The organism is Vibrio tarriae (assembly GCF_002216685.1).
Lineage (GTDB): Bacteria > Pseudomonadota > Gammaproteobacteria > Enterobacterales > Vibrionaceae > Vibrio > Vibrio tarriae.
Window position 1 is genome coordinate 197,210 of sequence record NZ_CP022352.1, and the last position, 24,317, is coordinate 221,526.

Sequence of the window (24,317 nt, forward strand, 5' to 3'; positions counted from 1 at the left end):
AATTATCTTCCCAATCGATTTTATCCATTTTTATCAAAACATCTTTTCATTTTTTCCTTAGGTGGAGATTTGATCACAAATTCGAAATGGCGTTCCATTATAGAATTTTGATCAAAGAACTCTGCCCATCTCTGAACAATGAAAAAACCAAACTTACTTTATGTTTTTCCCGATCAGTGGCGCATGATGGCGTTGAGCATTTGGCAACACGCCACCTACCGGCCTTTTTGCTCTGGCGAGCCCGATCCTGTTTTCACCCCAGTGTTGGACAATTTCATTCAGCAAGCCACCTTGCTGACCCATGCTGTCAGCAATTGCCCATTATGCAGTCCTCACCGTGGAAGTTTGTTCACTGGGCAATACCCTAATAAAAGTGGCGTTCCACTTAACTGCCACTCTTTACGGACTATCTCAAATTTGCCGGCTGACGCGGAATGCTTTACCGATGTGCTCTCACAAGCAGGCTATCACATTGGTTACATCGGTAAATGGCATCTCGATTACCCGACTCCGAATGCGCCTGATAAGCCGGACTGCTATGTAGAAGAACAGTTTCCGGTTTGGGATTCCTATACCGAGCCAGAACGCCGACACCACATTGATTACTGGTATGGCTACGGCACTTTTGATGAACATCGCAACCCTCATTATTACGATACGCAAGGTAAACGCCATCAGCCCAAAACATGGTCGGCCGAGCATGAAGCGGATAAAGCGATCGCTTATCTACTTAATCAGCATGGCGAACGTGATGCACAGAAACCCTTCGCGCTTTTTGTGTCGATGAATCCGCCACACAGCCCGTATAACAGTGTTAATGACTGCCGTGAGAGTGACCTCGCGTTGTATCAAGCCGCCAGCAATCAGGAACTATTAATCCGCCCAAATGCCGATGCTTCAATCAACAAAGCCGACAGTGCGCGTTACTATTTCGCCAACATCAGCGGTGTGGATAAAGAGATTGGGCGTATTTTTCAGGCACTAGACGAGATCGGCGAGTGGCACAATACCGTGGTCGTGTTTACCAGCGATCACGGTGAAACCCTGTGTAGCCACAGCCTAAACGATGCAAAAAACGTCATTTATGATGAAGCTCTACGCGTGCCTTTTGTGATTAAAACAGACCACCAGCAGCAATCGACCATCAGCCAAACCTTACTGAGCAGCCCTGATATTATGCCGACCATCTTGGGCTTACTTGGCGTTCCGATGGCAAATCCTCTTTCGATAGATGGTCGCGATCTCTCTTGCGTGATTACCCAACCACCCGCTCATCCCGCTTTACCAGACTGCGCGCTTTATCTGCGTAATCAAGACGGAGAGAAAAACGCCTTAGGCGAAGTGATTTCCTATTTCCCGCAGAGCCGTGGTATCCGAACACTTCGCTACACACTGGCATTGGAAATCAATCATCAAGCAGAGCTTATCGCCACCCAGTTGTTCGATAACCAAGCTGATCCGTACCAATTAACTAATTTACCCTTTGAGCCTCAGGATTCATTCGTAAAACCACTCCTACAACTGATGGCCGAAGAACTGCACCGAATTCAGGATCCTTGGGTAGAACAAGGCATTTTGGCCTCACTCCTACCCTATCCAGTTCAATCAACGAAGGATAATTCATGAGAAATACCCAACCCAATGTCATTATTCTGTATGCCGACGATTTAGGTTTTGGCGACTTAAGTTGCTATGGCGCGAATGACATTCCAACACCAAATTTGGATCAACTCGCCGAGGAGGGGCTGAAGTTTGATCAAGCCTACGCCACTGCCGCAACTTGTACGCCTTCTCGCTACAGTTTATTGACGGGCAGTTACCCTTGGCGCAATCCAGATGCCGCGGTACTGCCCGGTGACGCCGCACAAATCATTACCAGTGACGATGCGACTTTAGCCAACTTGTTCCAAGAACACGGCTATGCCACCGGCATTGTCGGCAAGTGGCATCTTGGTTTGGGCAATGGGGAATTGGATTTTAATCAGGAGATCCAAGGTACACCGAATGATGTCGGTTTTGATCACTCCTTTATTATGGCCGCCACCAACGATCGCGTGCCTTGTGTTTACATCCATAACCGCCAAGTCGCGAATCTCGACCCCAAGGACCCGATTGAAGTCACCTATGATTGGGCCAAAGCCTTTCCTGATGTACCCAATGGTCGCCAAAACCCAGAGTTACTGGATGTGATGTACGATCACGGACATGATGGCACCATCATTAATGGCATTAGCCGCATCGGCCATATGCGGGGTGGTAAATCCGCGTTATGGAATGATGAAACCATGGGAGAAGTCTTTGCCGATAAAGCCATTTCCTTTATTGAACAACATCAGCAACAGCCATTTTTCTTGTATTATGCGCTGCACCAGCCACACGTACCTCGCATTCCTAACCCTAAATTTCGTGGCGTGACGCCACATGGTGTACGTGGTGATGTGATTGTTGAAATGGACTGGTGTATCGGCAAAGTTCTCAAAAAAATCGATGAGCTTGGGCTCAAAGACAACACCTTAGTGATCTTCTCCAGCGATAACGGCCCCGTACTTAACGATGGCTACAAAGATCAAGCTATAGAACTCAATGGGCAACATCGTATGTCGGGGCCATTACGAGGTGGAAAATACAGCTTATTTGAGGGTGGAACACGCGTTCCATTTATCGTCCGTTGGCCGCAGCAAGTCGCTTCAGGTCAAAGCTCCGCGCTTTTTAATCAGGTAGACCTCTATCATAGCTTCGCTCAGTTGCTCAACCGTCCGTTGACCCAAACAGAAGCCCCCGACAGTCAACCTTTACTCGACACACTGTTAGGTAGAGACTTTGTTGGGCGAAATGATATGGTCTTGGAAGGGATGCAGTACAAAAAAGTGTTCCGAAACCAACACTATGCTTATATCCCCGCACACGATGACGACTTTATTTGCCAATACACAGGTAATGAGAAAGGTAACCAATCCTCACCTCAACTTTATGATTTAAAAGATGACGTGGGTCAGCTCATCAATTTAGCTGAACAGATGCCAGAAAAGGTTGAAGAGCTCGAGTTAGCGCTTCAAAAAGTCATCAAACAGGCAAGGACTCGCTAAACAGAATTGGCTATTCATTACTGAGTAGCCAATTCTTTCATGCAGCATGGAGATATATGGATCACGTTCCAATTTGAATAATTTCATTTATTCGAACTAGAGAGCATGTCTCCATCACAGTTCAGACACTTATTTTGTAGAATAAACTTTCTAGCTACCCTTAGTGTGTGATAGTTGTTGCCCGTAAAAAATCACTAAACCGTATTAGTATTAACGTACAGATTACTTTTAAATCGGCGGTGACTCTTCACTTTATCCGTTTGATTATGTATAGGTCTCTCATAAATGCCTAAAAGACTGGCCGAAACCGCAGCGTCATTACTGCAACTTGAACACATAGGGATAAGCCAATATGACGTTTCCCAACTCCTATGCCGGCATTTAAGTACGTTATTACCAGTAGAAGGAGTCCAGATCTGTCACCCTGCCGCGCAGGATCTGTGTGCTTTACATGAAGGCTCTTGTTTAATTGAATCTGACTTTAGCGACAAACTCGATAGCACTTGGTGGCAATGGCTCTCCAAACTTAGAAGAGATGCCGGATTTGTCCTTATTCCACACTCGTTATTGGTTAAAAAGAGAAAGGCTTTGGTATGCCGCCTCTCCTTTGAAGAAGAGCATTCCACTGTACTGATTTTATTATTGGAGAATGAACAACATTTTCAAAGTTATGCTGATGAATGGCATATGCTCGCCACCGTTTTGCAGCAGTTTTGGCTCACTCAATATATTAAGCTCACCGCAGCGGAGAAACGTCGAGCCGTCGATCACCAATATGGTCTGATCCTCAATAAACTACAGACACAAACTCGCCGTCATCAAGCAATGAGCAAAGTCGCGCTCGGCGTTGCCGAACTTACTTCAGCTCGTACTGAATTTGATCTCCTCAAACAAAGTGTCAAATTGTTACGTGAAGATCTAGGATTAGATCGCGTTGGTACCTTTTTAATCGATCATAAAGTGAGCCGCTATCACGGTGTATTTGGAACCGATGACCAAGGTCAATATCGTGATGAATCCGATGACTACTACCCTTACACTCAACTGGATCCTCGCTTTTTAAGTATATTAAGTCAGCCGAATAACTGGTTTCATTTGGTATCAGATATTACGCTTTACCATCAACACCAACCGATCGGACATGGTTGGAATGCGATGGTTGTGCTACGCAATGAATCTCAAGAACCCCTTGGCTGGATTGCCATGGATAATTTACTCAACCAACAGCCTTTTGACCTCGACATTCAGGAAGCATTAGAAGTGTTTGCCAAAACCGTATCACGGATTTTGGTTGAAATCCGCCATAACAACCGGGTACGCATGATCAGCCAAGCGCTGCAATTGATGTCGCACGCCAGAAACTCACTGGAAATCTGTAAGCAGGCTGTCGAGTTCTCTGTCTCTAAGCTGGATATTGATCGTATCGGTATCTTTTTACCCAGTGATTCAGAACCAGACATACTACAAGGCACCTACGGTGTGGATACCGATGGCGTGATCCGTAACGAAAGCTATTTTTCTATGACCTACCCAGAATCGGCACTGTTTGAACAAGCTTTTACAACACCCAATACACTGGTCTTGCTCAATGACGTTCCGCTTTGGCACGACAGAAAAATGGTCGGCCACGGTTGGAATGCCGCGATTGCATTATCCGTTGATAACCAATTAATCGCGTTCATTTGTGCGGATAATTTACTCAGGCAGCGCCTGCTTTCCTCACATCAGCATGAGTTGATCCAGTTGTTTACTCGTAACTTTGGCGAAATGTTGGCAAGACTACGCGGACAAGAAAAGCTAGAAAAACTGAATAAAACTCTTGAAGAGCGCATTACCGCCCGCACTCGAGAGTTGCAAAGTGTTAATCGAAAATTGGCGCAAGCTGCTCGAACCGACAGTTTGACTCAACTTTACAATCGACGAGCCTACGAAGAATTCATCCAAGAGTATTGGCAAACGTACCAAGCGCAGCAACCGATCACGCTTGCCGTCATGGATTTGGATGGTTTTAAACTGGTTAATGATCAGCTCGGCCACCAAGTAGGGGACGAACTGCTGAGACAGTTTGCTGATTTACTGCGTGATATTTTCGTTCGACCGACGGATCGCCTCACTCGTCTTGGCGGGGATGAATTCGCTGTCATCATGTCTGGCTGTGATCCGCAATCTCATTTGAACTTATTGACTCAAGTGATTGCCGAGTTTGACCAAAGAACTGCACAGGCTTTCAATCATCTTTCGGTATCGATTGGCGCGGCAAGCACTACCCCAACTCCAACAATGACGACTGACAGCTTTTTCAGCCTTGCCGATCAAGCTCTTTATCAAGCGAAAGCCAATGGCAAGCAACAGTTGGTGGTCTATTCTGTCTAATAAATAAGGGCTTACCTAAACGACCCATTCATGGCAGATCGTACTAGGACAAGCCCTACTTAGGCTTCAGTTAAAGTTGAATAACTAATTGAGGTGCAGATCCACTCTCTTTACTAGAGAAATTCACATCCGATTTCTGGTGTGCGGGACCTTTATTTTCTAACAGCAGAGACAGCTCGCCTTGCACTATAAGATTCGAAACATCCATCTCTACCCACTCACTCACTTGAGGAGGTGAGATCGTCACCGTCGCACCTTGTTGTACAATCGGCGGCAAAGTGCTCCAAGTCAGGCTGTTTTCTTGCCATGCACTGGGTTTTAAACGGGATACCGTGATTGCTCGGGATGCAGCGTTATTGACGTTTTTCACATGCAATCTCAACACCGCTTGTGAATGGGAGGACAGCGCCTGTTGACTCAAGTCGAACTTTAGAACCGTTTTACGGTTATAGCCCGTAATATCGCTTTTTACGACTAAGTAACTGTTGGTGCCAAAGCTTTGGTTGGCGTATTGCCCATCACGCACAAATACATCGGCACTGACAGTCAAGGTCAAAGGTGGAACCATTGGTACGGCCTCAAAATCCGCCATCACACCTTTCCCCATCAAACGAGACTCTCCAGAAGTTATGACTCTTGTTTCCCAAACCTTGTTGCCTTGTTCCACTTTTAACTGTACTTGATCTCCGATCCCCGGTGTCGTCAATGTGATTTTCGGTGTCGTCTGAGATTCGTCAATCACCAACACACTTGGTTTATTCACAGTGACGGTTTTACCACTCGGCAATTGCAGCGTTCCCGCTTGGTGGAACACAATGCCACTCACCTGCTTGCTCACATGCGATACCGCTTGTATCTGTGGCGTGTTCGATAGAACGCTTACAGGCACTGAAGCTGCGTAGCTGGCCACCGATTGTGCATCACGATTCGGCACCACTATGTACTGATAAGAGGCGTTTGTTGGCTGCCAACTGTGACCCATACGTAACATGAAAACATCCGCAGAAACGGGAGCATCCGGTTGGCCTGTATTGATATTTCTCCAGTTGCCAGTTTGGGTTTGATTATCCATTTGCCCATACCAATTGGCAGGAAAAACATAGCCAATACCATCATGGTGAACCCAAGACGCATTCACTAACTGACGGCTGCCAGTACTATACACTTGACCATCCACAGTAACAGGTCCATTCAAGCGTGTTTGGTTAACTGTGGTATTCACATATTCTGCGCGAGTCGACTGAATACCCGCGCCTAAGGCGACCAGTTCATCATCAAAGCTAAACCATGCTTTTTTGGCTTTGGTTTGGTAGGCATCCATATCCATGACAGCAACGCCATTTCGCCCGTCCGATACGCTACCGACAAATTGGGTTTGCATTTCGATACGCCCCCAATCTGCTGGTTTAATCGCAAATTGTGGTGCCGTTGTACCCGGCACTAAAGCCCAGTTCCACACAGGGAAGAGGCCGTGGTATTCATCACCTCTTTGCATGATGAAAGTGCTACCAAAACCGATCCAGTTACCGAGTAGATTTTCACCATTCCCCGCTTCAGTGGGTTTAATTCGCTTAGAATTCATCTTGATACCAATGAAATGGCCATTAGCCACTTTGCTGGCATAGTCTGAACGGTAAAAAGAGCGAAATCCTGCGATGCTTTCCGGCGCACCATTCACATGTTGTTTAAACTGCTGCGCTTCAGCCGCGCGTTCAGGAGCCAACGCAGCGACGTAATCGGCTTGGCGTAGAATAGGACCGAGGTTTGCTTTATCCACTCGGCTTAAGCCACGACCACGCGCGTTATAATCCAGCGTGCCATGCCGGCTCATCCAACGGACACCATCTAAAAAGTAATCCGCAACGAGGCGATTCTTATCTGGGGCAAAATGCCACTGTAAATCGCGAACGTGGTAAGCCCAATAAGACGCGGCATCAAAGAAAACATCCCCATACCCGCCGTTATAAAGTTGAGCGCCATGTTGCTGGAAGGAAAAATCGGCTTGCACACCTTCTGCTTCAGTAAACACAATGGTCTCTTCAATGCCGCCAAGCCCACGTTTCACTTGCGCTGAATCGCTCCCAAGCAAACCGCCGTAGATGACTCCTTTTGAAATATCCGTGCGGTTAGCACCAGTTTTGTAAGGCTCTGTCGGCATATCTGAGCGTATCGAAGTACTCAAATCGCTAGGCAACTGGTTTCCAAGCAAAAAGGCTGTTGGGCCGAGATAAATCTGTTTACCAATCTCATTCCACCACCAGTTGCTGTTGGTACGGTCAGCGCTGTACCAATGATAAAGACCCGCGATGGCGCCTGCCGCAAAAGTGGGATCATTGGAAAGGTAATATTGGGCAGCCAACGCACGCACACGAGTCAAGTGCTCACGGATAGGCGCTTCTTGAGTTGGAATCAGTGCATAGTCAATATCCGACCAATGACCATCAGTTTGCTGATTGGCCAGATATTGCGCTGCGAGTGTAGACAGTGGTTGCCCAAGCCCTTGAGCCGCTTCAACGGCAACCTGAGCAAAATCAGGCGCAATACGCTGCGTGAGGGTTTGAATGTCGTCTGCCAATGCTGATTGACAGATCATATAGGGAGCCAATAGCCACCACTTTGTCTTCAGTTTGTTGATCATCATGGTTTGTTCTCTTTGTAGGGGATTTCATTTGTTATTAGGAGAAACCAAACTTGACGTTGTCGTAAAACTCTCGCTAACACTGACATCATTGCCGATGTTAGAAACATGTTTCACTTTGCTGATTGTTTAAACAATTCTATTTGGAACAGTAACACAACCATAATGAAAAGCTTTTTTATTTTTAAGAGAATGTAATTTCGATCAAATTTAAAACATCTGTATGAACTATCAACATCAGCTGTCTGGAGTAGGAATAAGCACTTTAAATCAACTTAAACAGAGAATTATGTAAAAAGGACGCCTAAGCGTCCTTTGTTCATTTATGAATGAATTCATCACTCAATCCATTTCCATTCATAGCCTTGTAGACGAATCTCAACGTCATATCCCCGTTCATCTACAACAGTCAGCATTTGCGGCAAGCTTGAAAAGTTCACCGCGGTCGCGACGTTCATCTCTGGATAATAGGCCACGTCCACCAATGGATGAGATGACAACCAAGGTTGAGGATATGCTTCATTACCGCCTAGCCATACCAGAATGTGTTGTAACAAACGTGCATTGACCATGGTAAACGGCAGATTCCCTAAGTAAACCGCCCGCCCTTCACCATAATTTCTTGCTGTCAGAGCGAGATGCTGCCCTTGCGCTGCAAGTACGGCCAAATCATCCGCCTGCGGGTAAACGTAGCTTGGATTACCAAAGTCTTCTTCACCAGTAACAAACTGGCTCAGGTAATGATCTTTGGCGATGTTCAGTGGCATGGCGACACGTCCCATGGTCAATGCCGTTTCTTTCTCTAGGCCAAAAACATCACCTAGTTGGAAATAGCGTCCGTTCTTTTGCAGTGCAGAAGGATCACATACCCCCAGTAAGCCGCCGCCATTGGCGACAAATCGACGTAAAGCCACCAGCACTTGTGGATCGGCCCAACACTCACCACCGCTCCATGCAGAATTCGCATCGCCCGTGTTGATGATCACTTTGATGTCATCACCAATGCCGTGCTGGATGATGTCTTCAAAACTGATGAACTCGACTTCAAATGGCAGCCCTGCCAAACATTCGAGTAAGTTATTGCCGACAAATTCCATCACATCCGGACGAGGCGGAACATAAAAGCGCTGATCGCGTGCTTGGTTTTGTAGCCAGCTACGTGCTTTACCCCACGCGCTTAATACCGCGACTTTACCCGGCAGCTTCTGTGATTCAGTACGTGCCGTTTTATCCAAATAAGTACCAAACTCACGTGAAATCTCACTCACATGGTCAATAAAATGCGGGAACTGGTTAGCTAAGGAGAGATAGCCACCGTAACCAATTCGATCCAATGGTTTTTGCAACATCGCACGGCGAATCTTAGTCCAGTTCGACATGGATTCAACAACTGGATCATTCCCTTCACGGAACACATCTGGGAAGAAATAAGGATAGAACCGTGCTTCGCGAATTTGGCTACCTTGTGAATCGGTTAAGCGACGCAGTGCCACGCCATCCTCCACTGCACCAATGTTGATATCTAAACCAATTTTTTGATAGCTATCCAAGAAAGGCTCGGTACCGATCCAATGATCGCCTTGGAACATGGCGGTTTTCTTACCTGCTTGGTGAGACATTTCCACCAACTGCGCGGCAAACTCCACCACAAAATCTTGCACAAAGGTCATCCAGTCACGGTAGCGCTGCGATGGTACCTTGTACGTTCCGTTGTAATAGCCTGCATCCACAAAATCTTCAGGGGAGAGTTTATACCCAAAGCGGCGTTCAAAATCTTCCAAAGCACGCGGGCTAACGGTTTCACCGTAACCCGTCCAATCACGATAGATATCTTGGTTCTTTTCACCAGTATCAATCACAAAGAGGAAAGCGAAAGTCGTGAAACGAACCACGGTCGTGTGCGGGTGCTCATCCAGCCATTTTTGGAAATGTGCCAGAAGATGTGCTCGACACTCGGGATGATAAGGATCCAAACTCTTGATTTTTGGCCCTTTCCAGTCGTTGGTTAGCGCGTTATACATGGATACGCTATCCCAAACCTGGCGTGCCATGAAAGTCACCGTGTATTCATGGTAAGGCACCGCTTGGAAAATTGTCACCTGCTGGCGATCAGCATCAAACTCCCACTGCGCAGCAGGAATCACTTGGTTCGTTGTGCGGTTACGCACTTCCCACCATTGCTTAGGATCGCTGTCGTCATCCAGCTCATACTTGTCTTTGCTGTAACCTTTTAGTGGTGTCAGCACTAAGGTTTCATCCATTGCCGTAACAGGGAAAGACATCAAGTATTTGCGGTGCAAGTATTCTGGGTGTTGGTTCGCAAAGGCTTGGTCGGCACGCACTAAACACATGATCGAATAGATTTCGCTGTCTTGCTCTGCCAGACAAGCTGGCATGCTGGTGCCATCACTATCGCGCAGTGCATCCGCTTGCCAACGCTGATATAAATCCAAAACTACCTCTTCCTGTCCCACTTCGACAGGCAGGGTCATATGCCCTTTACGTGAGGTCATCTTAGTCATCTTTCATACTCCGAAAAGTTGCGATTCTAGGCTGAACTCCCTCAGCCTAGAGAAGAGAGGTTACTGACTTACCAGAAGAAGTTCCGGTAGCCGTTTGCACGCATCAGTGCTTCTAGATAGTAGTAATCACCATAAGGCAGCATGTTGTTGCAAAGACCAATTTTGACGAAGGATGCGCCTTCCGCCAGCAGACCGAGAGCCTGTTCATCATCGGTTAAATCGCATTGCTTCATGAGACCTTGCAGCAAGAACAGACCCCAATCGCGGTACATTTTTGCTTCTTGTTCATCGTCAATGCACTGCGCAATCAGCAGCAAGCCTGCCGCGGTAATCGCACCAGCAGAGCTGTCCTTATACTGAATTTCATCAGCCGGTAGGCTGTAATCCCACACAGGTACACCATCGTCCGTGATGTGGTCAGTCGCGTATTTCGCAAGCTGCTTCGCGAGCGTTAAAAACTGCTCATCACCGGTATAAAGGTAGGTTTGGGCAAAGCCATGAATCGCCCATGATTGACCACGAGCCCAGCAAGAATCATCCGCGTAACCTTGGAAAGTCTCGCCCTTAAGCGGCTGTTGAGTCACTGGATGGAAATTAAATGAGTGATAAGTTGAGAAATCATCACGCACTATGTGCTTGGCTAAGGTTTCACTGTGGCGCTTAGCAGCATTCGCATAGACCGGTGAACCTGTCATCTTTGATGCCCAAAAGAGCAGTGCGGTATTTTGCAAAGAATCGATGATCGATTTCCCTTGGGTGATTTCAGGGCCAAGGGGATGCGTATCGTTCCACGCGACAATGTAACCGCCAATTTTGCGGAAGCGATGAATCAGATGATCGGCGGCGCGAATCGCCATCATCTTGGATTCTTCATCCCCTGTCAGTTGATAGTCCGCAACACAGCTTAAGCTGTATTGAAAACCTAAATCATGATCCAACCAGAACGGATCCAAAAGCATGTTGGCAAAGTAAGATTTGCGCAGTTTAGCGCTGTTTTTAAAGGTTTCTTGGCCTGTCATTTGGTAACAAAGCCAGAGTTCCCCCGTCCAAAATGAGGATACCCAATCAAATTGGCCACAAAATTCCCATTGATGATCGTGAGTACCGATTTTAGGGTTACGCTCACCAATTTTCGGAATATTACGTGCAATAGCTTCCACCACTTTACTCAGATGATTGAGTACCCGAGGTTCATCTAAAGTGCTTGGCAATGGTCGAAGTGCAATAGGTTTGGTCATATAAGTCATTCTCATCAATTATTCGATTTGCTTCATAAGCAAGCTCATACTGAAATCATAACTTGCTTATGAAATATTCACATCACGCCGAGTCACATTTTCCAAAACATCATTTCAAAAACGTCATTTCAAAACAAATGCTAAGTTTGTGACTCATACGCGGTGAATTGCAGGCTTACTAGCGGGCTAACCAACCACCGTCTACGGCAATGGTATAACCATTGACGTAATCAGATGCTGGCGAGGCCAAGAACACCACGGGGCCAGCTAAATCGCTTGGTAAACCCCAACGCTGAGCCGGAATACGTGACAGAATTTCTTGGTTACGATCGGCATCCGCTCTAAGTGCCGCCGTGTTATTGGTTGCCATGTAACCTGGTGCAATCGCATTGACATTGATGCCTTGTGAAGCCCACTCATTGGCCAGCAAACGAGTGATACCCATAACAGCACTTTTTGATGCGGTATAAGAAGGCACACGGATCCCGCCTTGGAAAGAAAGCATGGAAGCAATATTGATGATTTTTCCGCCTTGACCTTGAGAGAGGAACTGTCTTGCGACCGCCTGTGAAAGGAAGAAAACGCTTTTAATATTGATATCCATGACATCATCCCAATCTTTTTCGGTAAATTCGATGGCATCCGCACGACGGATAATGCCCGCGTTGTTGACTAGAATATCGATGCGTCCGGCTAATCCCACCGCTTCATCAACGACTTTAGTAATGACTTGCTGATCACTCAGATCGGCCGTCATTGAGAAAAAACGCTGACCAGCTGCTTGAACGAGTTCAGGCGTATCCGCTGCATCGGCATAGTTAACCCCGACAATGTCACAACCCGCTTGCGCTAACGCGACGGCCATTCCTTGACCTAAACCGGTATTACACCCCGTGACTAACGCCACTTTCCCTTTAAGATCAAAAGCTTCTAATATCATTTCTGGATTCCTGTAAATTCGATTTACGCTTTCGTTTTATGAAAGTGATGAATATTTTTTAAAAACAACGTTCCAAGTTTAAAATTAGGCAAAAAAATTTATGCGGATGCTCAAGTGCTACTGCTGCTCTTACCTTGCTTGTTGTCGGTAATGTACCGCACTCACACTTCTCAATCTTTCTGCGGCCTGTTCTGGCGTTAAATCACGCTGGCTTTCTGCCAGCATTTCATAACCCACCATAAATTTACGCACGGTCGCACTGCGCAATAGCGGTGGATAAAACAGTGCGTGTACTTGCCAATGTTGGCAATCTTGTTCTTCCAAGAAAGGAGCTCCATGCCAACCCATTGAATAAGGGAAGGAGCATTGGAAAAGATTGTCATAACGCGTAGTCAGTACTTTGATCGCGATGGCCAAATCCTGACGTTGTTCACCAGACAATTCCGTTAAACGACTCACTCGTTGCTTCGGCAACAGCAAGGTTTCAAACGGCCATGCCGCCCAATAAGGCACCAGCGCTACCCAAAACTCCGTCTCAACGACAATGCGTTCTTGCAGTGCTAACTCACGCTGAACATAGTCGTACAGCAAAGGCGAACCGTGCTCAGAAAAATAATCTGCTTGATGTCGATCCTTTTGGCTGACCAGCGTAGGCACAAAACTGTTGGCCCAGATTTGTCCATGTGGATGCGGCTGGGAACAGCCCATGGTCGCACCTTTATTTTCAAACACTTGAACCCAAGGATAGTGTTGACTCAGCTCCTGAGTTTGCTCAATCCAAGTCCGGATCACTTGCTCAATTTCGACAGATTCCAATTCTGGAAGTGTCTTGCTGTGATCGGCAGAGAAACAGATCACACGGCTTTCGCCTCGTGCGCTGTGCATTTTAAAAAGCGGATCATTCAACTGTTCTGCAAAGGGGGTGGTTTCCGTTAATGCTGCAAAGTCATTCTTAAACACATAAGTGCCATTGTAGGTAGGATTGACTTCCCCATTGACTCGCTGATTTCCGGGGCATAGAAAGCAGCCTTTGTCGTAGCTTGGTAGTGACTGCTCACTGGCAGCTTCTTGCTGTCCCTGCCATGGGCGCTTCGCTCTGTGGGGAGACACCAATACCCACTCACCAGTCAACGGGTTGTAGCGACGGTGCGGATGCTCTGCTACTTCAAATTCTTCTAACGTCATGTTTTCAATACTCTCTACATCCCAGATTTCAACTTGATGGCGTTACCTCAACATCCATCACCACTTTCAAGCCGTCAGTGCATCTACCGCTTTGCGAACCAGATTGCCGATCTCAGGCCAGTTCTGTTCATCAATCAATTGACCCGGAACCATCCAAGTACCGCCACAAGCCAACACGCTGCTAATGGCTAAATAATCTTGAATATTGGCGGCTGAAATTCCGCCTGTTGGCATAAATTTCACCGGGTAAACCGCGTTCAACGCTTTGAGCATGTCAGTACCGCCCGATGCACTCGCAGGGAAAAACTTCAATGTTTTCAATCCCATTTCCATTGCTTGCTCAACAAGGCTCGGGTTATTGACGCCTGGAACTATGGTGACACCACGTTGTTGGCAATATTTGACTATGGTTGGGTTAAAACCGGGGCTGACGATAAAATCGACTCCCGCTTCAATCGCGGCATCCACTTGATCGGTTCTAAGCACGGTGCCTGCTCCAATCAACATCTCGGGATAAGCATGACGCATTAAGCGAATCGCCTCTGCTGCGGCTTCCGTTCTGAATGTCACTTCGGCACAAGGCAGGCCGTTCTCCACCAAGGTTTTCGCTAATTGCACCGCATCTTCTGAACGCTTAATCGCAATCACGGGAACGACTTTCATCGCGCTTAACTGTTTCTCTAATTGGTTTTTACTCATTTTTCTCTCCTAGCATGACTGTTCACAGTGTTGGCATTGCATCTTGCGCGATGATGGCTCCGTAATGGCGTATCACCTGCCCCGCCAATGTATGTCCAGCTAAAGCCGCTTGAATTGCGTTTTGGCTAGACAACCACTTATAGATATATGCAGCGTTAAACGAGTCCCCCGCCGCAGTGGTATCAACCACATCGTGAATCGCCGTTGTCGGTACCCACTGCTCTTTGCCTTGTGTCACAACCATGCAGCCATCACTGCCGGACTTAAGTACCAGTTGAGCCAAACCAAAGGCTTGTAAGCGCGTTAAGGTGTCATTTTGCGATTTTTCTTGATACAGCTTTTGCTCATCGTCTAAGGTCAGCAATGCAATATCCGTCAATGCCAAAGTCTGTTCATAACATTCCTGAGCTTGTGCTGGCGTTGGCGTTGGCCATAAACGCTCTCGGTAGTTGGTATCAAACGCCACCACACAGCCCGATTCTTTTAGCTTTTTAATTAAATTCAGTAGCTTGGTTAGTGAGGCGCTATCTTGAATGGCTAAGGTAATTCCCGAGAGATAGATAAGGTCGTAGTCAGACAAAATGGTGTACAAGTGGTCATTATCTTCCCGTGCAATCCAGTAACGAGCGGCAGCATCTTGTCGCCAGTAATGAAAATCACGCTCACCATCTTCTCGATTTTCAATCAGATACAAACCGGGCAATTTATCTGCATAACGAGCCACATAAGTGGTATCCACGCCTTCTTGTTGCCAGCTGTTGATCATGTCATCGCTAAGATGGTCTTTACCCAATGCTGTAAAATAGCTGACCGATAGATCGACATTGGCAGCGCGAGCTAAACGAGCAAGGTAGACAGCCGTATTCAGCGTATCGCCACCAAAGCCCTGTCGTAGTCCCGACTGAGTTTTCTGGATCTCCAGCATACATTCGCCCAGCACAGCAATTTTCTTTTTCATAGTGACGTACCTAATACAGCAATCTACATTTCAAGCTATGTAGAGTATTTAATCACATGAAATTTATTTTTAAAACGACATTTCAATTTAAGTTTTGTTATGTTTTCTTTTCTGTGAGCAAGTTAATAAAACGTCATTTCAAAAATTTTCATTTCAAGTAAGAGTGGTAAAGTGCGTACAAGTTGAATGAGGGTGGCTATGTAGAAGGTAAAAAAGAGCAATACCATTACCGAAAGACACGGCCATACAGTTGATTCATGTCACTGGGAAACAAGGTGACATACTTATTGAAAGAGAATTGAGTAATGCAAATACGCCAAGCAATCCATAGCCAACATGCGAAAACCCTCGACACTGAAAATCTACGCAGCCAGTTTTTGGTTGAGTCGATCTTTGTCGATGACCAATACACCATGACTTACAGCCATATCGACCGCATCGTGTTTGGGGGGATTAAGCCCCTTAACCAAACGCTGAGTTTTGCGGCAGACCTAGGCAAAACTTTCGGCGTTGATTACTTCTTACAACGCCGCGAATTAGGGCTTATTAACATCGGCGGCGATGGCGTGGTGACGGTTGATGGTGAGACTTACCAAGTTGCGGCCAAAGAAGCCTTGTATGTGGGTATGGGGGCTAAAGAGATCGCGTTCGCTAGTGTAAACCCTGCGGATCCCGCGAAGTTTTACTACAACAGTGCGCCAGCTCATCAAGCTTATCCAAACAAAAAGATCACCTTACAAGAAGCATCACCAGTAACCTTGGGGGATGCTGCAACCAGTAACAAACGAACCATTTACAAGTACATCGTTCCAGATGTGTTGCCAACATGCCAATTGCTGATGGGGCTCACTCAACTAGAGCCAGGTTCACTGTGGAATACCATGCCTTGCCACACTCACGAGCGCCGGATGGAAGTCTACTTCTACTTTGGCATGCAAGATGACGCAGCCGTGTTCCATTTGATGGGCGAACCGAAAGAAACGCGTCACCTCGTTGTACGTAACGAGCAAGCGGTTATTTCACCAAGCTGGTCTATCCATTCCGGCGTGGGCACTCAGGCTTACACCTTTATCTGGGGTATGGTGGGTGAAAACCAAGTCTTCACCGATATGGATCATATCGCAATGCAAGACTTGCTATAACGAAGCGACTTCCTCACTTTTTGGCCAACCTAAGCGATTAGGAAGAGTGATGAGATCGTTCCATGGATAACATGGAAATACATCGATTGGATTCAATGAGCCTCTGAGTTATCGGATAACTTGGATGGTAATTTTATACTCAAACTACTTGGCGTTGTAGCCATCATCGCTGCAATGCCAAGTAGGAAGGGAATATTGAATCATAAAAAGATGATGCATAGCTGTTCTTAACTCAAAGCGCCCTCCGTGGGCATTTTTTATTTAAAAACATAAAGATAAACTGTTTTTCGACATTTACTTTTTTACCTCCTCACGCTTAGCCTTACTTTTATCAGGTGTAAATACCAATCTGTCTCAATCTGTGAGTTTTGTTTTATTATTTTAGTTTTTTATCTACAGTTTTGATTCTGATCTTACTTTAAATAATTAAAACGCTATTTCTATTTTAATGATTAAAAAGATCTATATTATTGCAATGGTGAATCAGTTCACTAAAAAACCAATAATTTTAAGAAATGGAAAGCGTATGAAAATGAAACATGTAGGCTCTAAAACCCTCGTTTGTACCTCCGTTTTGACGGCTTTGTTTGCTGCATCAACCTTTGCAGAAACACTGGATCCAAACGATATTCGTAACCAAAGTGCAGCGGCGGTTGATCTTACGACTGAAGCCAAACAAGCGTTCTACGACAGCTCTAGCTCTAAACTGCACTCATTCCTTTACTTCCGTGATCGCGAAGAGCGAAAAGAAGGCGAGAGTTTCAAACCCAATATTGAAAACCAAACTCTGCAATTAGCATGGGATTACAAGTCTGGTTACTTCAAAGATACCGTGGGTCTCGACATCTGGGCTAACATCAACCAGAAAATCGGCGACACCACCGGAATGTCTGAGATCCTGTACTTTGATCATGAGTGTGCTAACGATCCTTCTAGCCAAACTTATGACCCAGCGACAGGTCAAACCACTCGCGTTGCTTGTGAAAAATCCTACGCAGCCTTATCGGTATTTGCATTAAAAGCAAAATTTGGTGATGAGGCGACAGGGTTGGCTTTGCGTGGTGGTTATACACCCATTAACTTCGGCACGATTCGTTCTAGCTGGGGTTTGAACCCACACTCTTACCGCGGTATTGAAGCTAAAGCCCACTTTGGCAATTGGGTAGTCGGTTATGCTTTCGCTGATGAATTCAAGAATGACTGGCGCAAAGATTTCTTACCGATGACCACCGTTTGGCATCAACAACAAAACCCTTTATCAACCAACCAAGGTCATGTAATCGACTTTATCCATACCGTGGGAGCCGTTTATAACTTTGATGGTGGTTCATTCGATGTGGGTTACGGTGTTGGTAAAGAATACCGTACGAACTGGCAAGCTCTTGCGAAATATGGCTTTGACCTAGGTGGTGCAAAAGTCGATTTGACTGGTTTCTACCACGGTTCAATTGCTGAGGAAACTGAGTTAACCGGCGTAAAAGATGCAAAAGCCCAGAGTTATATTGGCTTAGGAGCGAACATCAAACACGGAAACTTCACTTGGATTGCAGGGGTTTCTGCAACCGATACACAAGGTGAAGAGCTCAACTACAACTTCCGACTCACACCATGGGCAAACTCAGATAACCGCAGCTTCCAACAGACGCTTTCCGGCTTAGACGATTACAACACTGATGGTACTCGTGCTGTGAAATTGGGTGTGAACTACAACTTCGCAAGCTTTGGAGTACCGGGGCTATCAGCGGGTATGGGTGGCAACTACGGTACTCATGTACGTTCAGATGCGAAAAATGCGGTGTATGATGGCAGCATGTACTCCGTGGATTGGAACGTCGGTTACAAGTTCCTTGATGGTGGTCTGGAAGGTCTGAACATTCAAACTTTCCGTAGCTTGTTCCGCGGCGATGACATAGTACACAAGAACGATCGTAACGATTTGAAAGTGTTAATCTCTTACAGTGTAACGCTGAAATAATCCCTCGTTGTTTCAGTTATTTCTGTGGCCTAATGGATTTCCATTAGGCTTTTTTATTCTGCCCGAGTCATGATTTTCAAGTTTGGCGTTTAGGCGATGTAATCCATGATGTCTTTAAAAGCATCGTATTTACCAAACCGCAGAACAAGCAAAATACAAAAGAAAAAGGCCTGATCTCTCAGGCCTTTACATTGCTTAACTCAGATTACTCTTCGTCTTTCTTGTTGGATGCCCAAACGTAGAGCAGCTCTAGAGCGATCGTTGCACCCGCCAGTGAAGTCAGGTCGCTTTGATCGTAAGGAGGTGATACTTCTACCACATCCATACCGATCAGGTTGATACCTTTCAGCGCGCGAATGATTTTCAGGATCTTGTCTGAGCTCAAGCCACCACACACTGGTGTACCCGTACCCGGTGCGAAAGCGGGATCCAGACAGTCAATGTCGAAAGTCAGGTAAACTGGCTTGTCACCCACGATTTGGCGAATTTGCGCCACGATCTCTTCGACAGACATATCGTTGGCTTGCATCGCGTTAATCACGTTGAAGCCGTGGCCTTCTTGTTTGTATTCCGTACGAATACCCACTTGCACAGAGTGCTTAGCCGAGATCAGACCTTCTTTTGGCGCATGGTAGAACATGGTGCCGTGGTCATACGCACTGCCGTTCGCGTAAGTGTCGGTGTGTGCATCAAAGTGGATCAGCGCCATTTCACCGTAGTGCTTAGCGTAAGCACGCAGGATTGGCAGAGTGATGAAGTGATCACCACCCAGTGCCAGCATGGTTTTGCCACTTTTCAGGATTTCGCTGGTCGCGGCTTCTAGGCGGTAAGTGAAATCTTCAGCATCACCACAATCAAAAACCAAGTCACCCGCATCAACCACGTTGATTTTTTTGAACAGGTTGAAATCCCAAGGAAATTTCTTACCTTCCCAAGCGAGGTTAACCGAAGCACGACGAATCGCGTCAGGCCCCATACGAGCGCCCGGGCGACCGGACGTCGCCATATCCAAAGGCACGCCAAGTACCACGACATCAGCGTTAGTATCTACTGGGTTACGCACATAAGGACGACGTACAAACGTCATCGCGTTTGAGTAGAGTGAATAATCAGTTTTAGTAAACAAATCATTCATTTAGAAATCCTCTAAGTAAGTATAGCCGCTCAGGCCTAATTCAAGTTCCGCCAATACGGTTTCTTGTTCTTCTTTAGCAACACGTTGAGAAACGAGTTGACGATAGTTGGTGCGAATTTTATCTACGTCAATGTGAACGTAGCGCATCATATCTTCAACCGTGTCACCTTCATTGATAAAGGCAATTTCAGACTCACCATTATCGTTAATGTTTACCACTACACTGTGCGTATCACCAAACAAGTTGTGCATATCACCCAAGATCTCTTGGTATGCACCGACTAGGAAAAAGCCCATCAGATAAGGCTTGTCGCTTGTCCACGCTGGTACAGGCAGTGTACTTTCAATACCTTGGCCTTCAACGTACTGTTCAACCGCGCCGTCTGAGTCACAGGTGATGTCGAGCATCACTGCGCGGCGATCGTTCATCTCTTCCAAACCAGAAAGCGGCAGCACTGGGAACACTTGGTCAATACCCCAAGCATCTGGCAGTGACTGGAACAGTGAGAAGTTCACGAAGAACTTGTCTGCTAAACGCTCTTGCAGCTCATCCAAAATTGGACGATGGAAGCGGTTTTTGTTACTCATCTTCTGACGCAGTTCATGGTAGATACGCAGTGACAGCTGCTCTGCCCATGCACGGTGCTCAAGGTTTAATACACCCGTTGCAAACTGGCTGTGTGCTTCAGAAAGATCGCTTTGCGTGTCGTTGTAAATTTCAATCAGTGCGCGGTCATCGGTACCATGCTGCACTTCTTCAAATCCACGCCACATGTTTTTAATCAGCATTGGCGATTCTGCATCTGGTGCAGGAATATCTTCTGGTGAATACGCTTCTGTACCGATGACGTTGGTGATCAACACCGCGTGATGCGCCGTGATCGAACGACCGGATTCAGAAATGATCACCGGACGCGGCTGACCGTATAGGTTACATACATCGCTGACTGTGCTCACGATGTTACGCGCATATTCGTGAAGACCGTAGTTCATCGAGTTGGATGACTGGCTACGAGTACCATCATAATCCACCGCCAAACCGCCACCCACGTCGAAGAAATCGATGTGTGCGCCCAGCTCACGCAGTTCACAGTAGAAACGTACCGCTTCGTTCACGCCATTACGTACGTCGCGAATGTTCGCCATTTGTGAACCAAGGTGGAAATGCACCAGTTGCAGCGCTTCCAGTTGGTCTTCCGCTTTCAAGCGGTTAATCACGGTGAGCACTTGTGATGCCGCTAGACCGAACTTCGATTTTTCACCGCCGCTCGATTGCCATTTACCCGCACCTTGAGAAGCCAAACGAATACGCAGACCCAGACGTGGTTTCACACCAAGGCTTTTCGCTTCTTTCAGGACCAGATCCAGCTCTGACAATTTTTCCAGAACGATAAAAACTTTATGACCCAGTTTCTCACCGATCAGTGCCAGACGAATGTACTCTCTGTCTTTATAACCATTACATACAATCACTGAACTGGCTTGCTGAGCCATCGCCAACACTGCCAGAAGTTCAGGCTTACTGCCCGCTTCCAAGCCGAGTTGTTTGTGTTCTAATTCGGCCTGACTGGCCAAAATTTCGTCTACCACCTCTCTTTGTTGGTTCACTTTGATGGGATAAACCAGCAGGTATTTATTCGGGTAGTCGTACTCTTCAATCGCCTGATTGAAAGCGTCACAAATGTTGTGCACGCGTTGATGCAGGATCTGCGGGAAGCGTACAAGCACAGGCAAATTTAAATCACGCGCTTCGAGCTGTTTAACAATTGAGCTTAATTGCGTTTGATGGGCTTTGTCTTTTCTCGGCGATACATACACTTCGCCTTGATCGTCAATGCCAAAAAAGCCTTGGCTCCAGTAATGCACATTGTAGTCAGCGCGAACGCGGTCTAATTTGGATGGTTGTTCCACATCGTATCTCACAAAAACAGAGAGGATTACAATGATTTCATCGGTTGAAATCACACCTGACACCCTAGATGTCACGCGCTTTATCGGTGAAAAGCTAGGGTGTGTCTAATGATAATAATTTATCGTTATGACAACTGTTAGTTATCACACATAAACTTGCATAAATGTCTTCATTTCATTCATTTTTTCTGGCGCGCACTTGATGCCACAAGGCATAGCCACAAAGCACTCATCGATTCTCTGCAATAAAAATGCCATTGAATACGCAAATTTATAGGCTGAAACAAACAAATAGAATGCATCAATTCGTCATCTGTATATTGCTGTCTATTGCGATGTGCACAATTCAACCAACTGGCCATGTTAACTCGAGTTTTCATTTGGTTGTTCTTTGTAATTACATACAATTCCGTTAAGGTGATTTGACCAAAGAGGTGAGATATACGATGGAATACCTAGCTTTATTACAAACCCACTATAAATGGTTGATGACAATACTCATCATCGTCTTATATCCGCATATTTCACGGATAACCTTACGTCTGTTCGAAAGCATGATTACCGGACGGGTAGACATTCACCGTTTGAAACGCGCGCGTTGGCTCATCCGCACCTTACTCTTTATAGTGATGCTGTTTACGACCTTGATTTTGTGGGGTATTGAGTTACGTGGTTTACTGGTCGTCGGCTCATCCCTGTTTGCCTTGCTTGGGGTGGGTCTGTTTGCCGGTTGGTCACTGCTGAGCAATGTCACCGCATTCTTAATTCTGTTTGTACAAAATCACTGCCGGATCGGCTGCTGGGTACGTATTGTCGATGGTGCAAACTTTATTGAAGGGAAGATCATTGACATGGCACTGCTGAATGTTGAGTTGGAAACCCTTGAGGGCAACCGCGTACTTTACCCTAACAACTTATTTATTGTTCGCCCAGTGATTGTCTTGCAAAAGGCACCCGAGAAAGCGGTCAAAAAGCCAGAAAGAAAACAGCTACCCAAGGGATTGTAATTTTGAGCGAATACCAAGACTTATCTCAACAAATTGAACTAATTGCCACTGCCGAAGAGTCCGAGCAGACCTATTTGCTCGGTGAGATGGTAGAAAATGGCTTAGATGAAGGCTCGATCGCTCTGATTTTAGAAGCGTTTCCCGTCGAACAACGGGTACGTTTATGGCGAAGTTTGCCACTGGAGATGCACATTGATGTGCTGACCGAAATGCGCGCCGAGGTGCGGGTTTCGGTCATTAATGCGCTGTCAGAAATTGAACTCAAACTGACGCTGGCTAAGCTCGATAACCTGTCACTGATCGAATGGGAAGACTCGCTACCCGATGACATCATCAGTGAAGCATTAAGCCTGATTAACCGTGATGAACTTGAGCTATACGACCAAGCCAACGAGTTTGCAGATGATGAAATTGGCCACTGGGCGGATCGAAAAGTTTATACCTTACCTTTTAGCATCAGTGTTCGCCGCGCCAAAGTCTTGTTGGATAAATATCACTACGACTCCCCTCAATACATTTACCTCATCAACAAAGCCAAAAAGTTCCGTGGCTTAGTAAGCTTTAGTGATGTATTGCAAGCCGAAGAAACAACTCAGCTCAAGAGCTTGCGTATGGAAGAACTGGTGACGCTCAATGCGCAGCAAACCTTATCAGACGCGGTGGATGCCCTCGAACACACCACTTTGCCAATTGTGCCAGTGCTGAGTGACGATGAAACCTTGATTGGTGAAATTGACTGGCACTTTGCGCTCAGTGTGCAGCGTGAAATGTATGAAGCACGTCTGATGGCCGGTACCGGTATGGATGAAGGTGATGATCTGTTCGCACCAGTACTCAAAAGCTCGAAAAAGCGCGGGCTGTGGCTCGGTATTAACCTTCTGACCGCCATTCTTGCCTCCATCACCATTGGCTTATTTGAAGATGTCATATCCCAAGTTGTGGCCCTAGCGGTGCTGATGCCAATTGTTGCTTCAATGGGTGGCATTGCCGGAAGCCAAACCTTGACTTTGATGGTACGCGCGATGGCGCTTAATCAGATCACCGTGGGTAACCGTTTTGCCTTACTGAAAAATGAACTCGGCATTGGTTCAATCAATGGCCTAGTCTGGGCGCTGATCATCGGTGGTATGGCCGCACTTTGGTTCCAAGAGCCGGTGATCGGCGCAACGATTGCGCTGGCAATTGTGGTCAACATTATTACCGCAGCACTATTTGGGGTGTTGATCCCGATAATTCTGGATAAATTCAAGCTCGATCCAGCGCTGGCAGGTTCGGTTATTCTCACCACCGTGACCGATGTGGTCGGCTTTTTTGCCTTCCTCGGTACCGCCAGTTTGGTGATGTTGTAGCATTTCCTAGGCATAGCATGACGGCTATGCCTACTTTTCAAACTGTTTTATCCTCTCTGCCCCTCAACATCTATTGCTCTTTGCTTGAAGCATCTCGCATCTTTTATCTTCCATTTTGCAATATTTGCAATTTGCAATCGCACAATGCAATCGGATGAG

16 protein-coding genes are annotated in these 24,317 nt (G+C 46.4%); 7 read left to right on the forward strand and 9 right to left on the reverse strand.

The genetic code is table 11. The annotated features are described in order from the left end of the window. Positions 1-138: 138 nt before the first annotated feature. From CEQ48_RS01530 to CEQ48_RS01540, 3 genes are all read left to right on the forward strand, one after another. On the forward strand, positions 139-1,626 hold the full coding sequence (locus tag CEQ48_RS01530) for a sulfatase family protein (RefSeq protein ID WP_089069961.1): 1,488 nt from the start codon (positions 139-141) through the stop codon (positions 1,624-1,626). Beyond that, positions 1,623-3,086 carry a sulfatase family protein gene (locus CEQ48_RS01535; protein ID WP_089069962.1) on the forward strand — a complete coding sequence of 488 codons (1,464 nt, stop codon included), beginning with the start codon at positions 1,623-1,625 and terminating at the stop codon, positions 3,084-3,086. The genes CEQ48_RS01530 and CEQ48_RS01535 overlap by 4 nt, the downstream gene beginning before the upstream one ends. A gap of 285 nt (positions 3,087-3,371) precedes the next feature. Beyond that, entirely contained in the window at positions 3,372-5,459 is a 2,088-nt protein-coding gene (locus tag CEQ48_RS01540; RefSeq protein ID WP_089069963.1) for a GGDEF domain-containing protein, read from the forward strand. Between the two features lie 70 nt (positions 5,460-5,529). Here CEQ48_RS01540 and CEQ48_RS01545 read toward each other — a convergent pair whose 3' ends face one another. The 7 genes from CEQ48_RS01545 to CEQ48_RS01575 form a co-directional block, all read right to left on the reverse strand. After that, entirely contained in the window at positions 5,530-8,100 is a 2,571-nt protein-coding gene (locus CEQ48_RS01545) for a polysaccharide lyase family 8 super-sandwich domain-containing protein (RefSeq protein WP_089069964.1), read from the reverse strand. A gap of 335 nt (positions 8,101-8,435) precedes the next feature. Beyond that, positions 8,436-10,619, reverse strand: coding sequence for a 1,3-beta-galactosyl-N-acetylhexosamine phosphorylase (gene gnpA / locus CEQ48_RS01550; protein WP_089069965.1), 2,184 nt, complete (start codon positions 10,617-10,619; stop codon positions 8,436-8,438). A 68-nt stretch (positions 10,620-10,687) separates the two neighbouring features. Then, positions 10,688-11,857: a glycoside hydrolase family 88 protein gene (locus CEQ48_RS01555; RefSeq protein ID WP_181710979.1), complete on the reverse strand. Its 1,170-nt coding sequence runs from the start codon at positions 11,855-11,857 to the stop codon at positions 10,688-10,690. Positions 11,858-12,035: 178 nt separating this feature from the next. Next, entirely contained in the window at positions 12,036-12,797 is a 762-nt protein-coding gene (gene kduD, locus CEQ48_RS01560) for a 2-dehydro-3-deoxy-D-gluconate 5-dehydrogenase KduD (RefSeq protein ID WP_055035492.1), read from the reverse strand. Between the two features lie 129 nt (positions 12,798-12,926). Continuing rightward, the gene (galT, locus tag CEQ48_RS01565) at positions 12,927-13,982 is read right to left on the reverse strand and encodes a galactose-1-phosphate uridylyltransferase (protein WP_089069966.1); all 1,056 of its coding nucleotides are present in this window, start codon (positions 13,980-13,982) and stop codon (positions 12,927-12,929) included. A 66-nt stretch (positions 13,983-14,048) separates the two neighbouring features. Continuing rightward, positions 14,049-14,681 (reverse strand): bifunctional 4-hydroxy-2-oxoglutarate aldolase/2-dehydro-3-deoxy-phosphogluconate aldolase, encoded by a 633-nt coding sequence (locus tag CEQ48_RS01570; RefSeq protein ID WP_089069967.1) that lies wholly within the window; start codon positions 14,679-14,681, stop codon positions 14,049-14,051. Between the two features lie 22 nt (positions 14,682-14,703). After that, complete coding sequence (locus CEQ48_RS01575) at positions 14,704-15,639, reverse strand: sugar kinase (RefSeq protein ID WP_089069968.1); 936 nt, start codon at positions 15,637-15,639, stop codon at positions 14,704-14,706. A 305-nt stretch (positions 15,640-15,944) separates the two neighbouring features. On the opposite strand from CEQ48_RS01575, the gene kduI reads away from it, so the two are divergent. Both kduI and CEQ48_RS01585 read left to right on the forward strand, forming a co-directional pair. Then, entirely contained in the window at positions 15,945-16,781 is an 837-nt protein-coding gene (gene kduI / locus CEQ48_RS01580) for a 5-dehydro-4-deoxy-D-glucuronate isomerase (RefSeq protein ID WP_001167140.1), read from the forward strand. Positions 16,782-17,307: 526 nt separating this feature from the next. Beyond that, positions 17,308-18,756: an OprD family outer membrane porin gene (locus CEQ48_RS01585; RefSeq protein WP_089069969.1), complete on the forward strand. Its 1,449-nt coding sequence runs from the start codon at positions 17,308-17,310 to the stop codon at positions 18,754-18,756. Positions 18,757-18,961: 205 nt separating this feature from the next. Here CEQ48_RS01585 and speB read toward each other — a convergent pair whose 3' ends face one another. Both speB and speA read right to left on the reverse strand, forming a co-directional pair. Next, on the reverse strand, positions 18,962-19,891 hold the full coding sequence (gene speB / locus CEQ48_RS01590) for an agmatinase (RefSeq protein WP_000998715.1): 930 nt from the start codon (positions 19,889-19,891) through the stop codon (positions 18,962-18,964). Continuing rightward, positions 19,892-21,802: an arginine decarboxylase gene (gene speA / locus CEQ48_RS01595; RefSeq protein ID WP_181712805.1), complete on the reverse strand. Its 1,911-nt coding sequence runs from the start codon at positions 21,800-21,802 to the stop codon at positions 19,892-19,894. Between the two features lie 446 nt (positions 21,803-22,248). Between speA and CEQ48_RS01600 the strand changes: the two genes are divergently transcribed. Both CEQ48_RS01600 and CEQ48_RS01605 read left to right on the forward strand, forming a co-directional pair. Then, positions 22,249-22,809 (forward strand): mechanosensitive ion channel domain-containing protein, encoded by a 561-nt coding sequence (locus CEQ48_RS01600; RefSeq protein ID WP_181714734.1) that lies wholly within the window; start codon positions 22,249-22,251, stop codon positions 22,807-22,809. Positions 22,810-22,811: 2 nt separating this feature from the next. Beyond that, positions 22,812-24,158 (forward strand): magnesium transporter, encoded by a 1,347-nt coding sequence (locus CEQ48_RS01605; RefSeq protein ID WP_157724681.1) that lies wholly within the window; start codon positions 22,812-22,814, stop codon positions 24,156-24,158. The last annotated feature ends 159 nt before the right edge of the window (positions 24,159-24,317 follow it).